This is a genomic window from Acidithiobacillus sulfurivorans (assembly GCF_018853815.1).
GTDB classification, from domain to species: Bacteria; Pseudomonadota; Gammaproteobacteria; order Acidithiobacillales; family Acidithiobacillaceae; genus Acidithiobacillus; species Acidithiobacillus sulfurivorans.
This window is the reverse complement of the sequence record NZ_JAAOMP010000001.1, coordinates 1-511: the sequence shown is the minus strand read 5'-3', so window position 1 is coordinate 511 and position 511 is coordinate 1. Positions and strand designations below refer to the sequence as shown.

The 511-nt window shown below is 55.2% G+C and carries 1 protein-coding gene; it reads left to right on the top strand.

The genetic code is table 11. The features are described from left to right. Window positions 1-41: 41 nt before the first annotated feature. Window positions 42-511 (top strand): helix-turn-helix domain-containing protein (locus tag HAP95_RS00005; protein ID WP_226832304.1); only part of this gene is annotated, 470 nt, incomplete at its 3' end.

Genomic DNA, 511 nt, shown 5'->3' with positions numbered 1-511 from the left:
CTAGTGTAGTGTTGCATTCTTGATGAAACTTAAGGTTAATCATGATAAAATGGCTCCATGGTCAGGGATATGGATGGAGTCAAGCATTGCGAGTTGCGCCTACAGTCACTTTAACCAGCGAAGAGCTGTCCGAGTTGTCCCGTATAGTCTCCTCCCGATTAAGCAGTGTCCGCTTGTCATTACGGGCACGGATGATATTGCTGGCGGCAGAGGGCTTGCAGAACAAGGAAATTGCGGAGCGCCTGGGGGTGGATCGCATGCAAGTCGCACGTTGGCGCAAGCGTTATCTCGAACACCGCTTGGCGGGTATAGAGCGCGATTTACCGCGCGGCGCTCCTCCGGTGAAAGTGGATGTGGCCCGCCTGGTAGAATTGACCACGCAAAGTAAACCGGAAGCGATGACCCATTGGAGTACGCGCAGGATGGCGGCAGAACTGGGTGTCAGTGCCGCCAGTGTGTCGCGGCATTGGCGCAAGCATGGCCTCAAGCCCCATCTGCTGCGTGGTTTCAA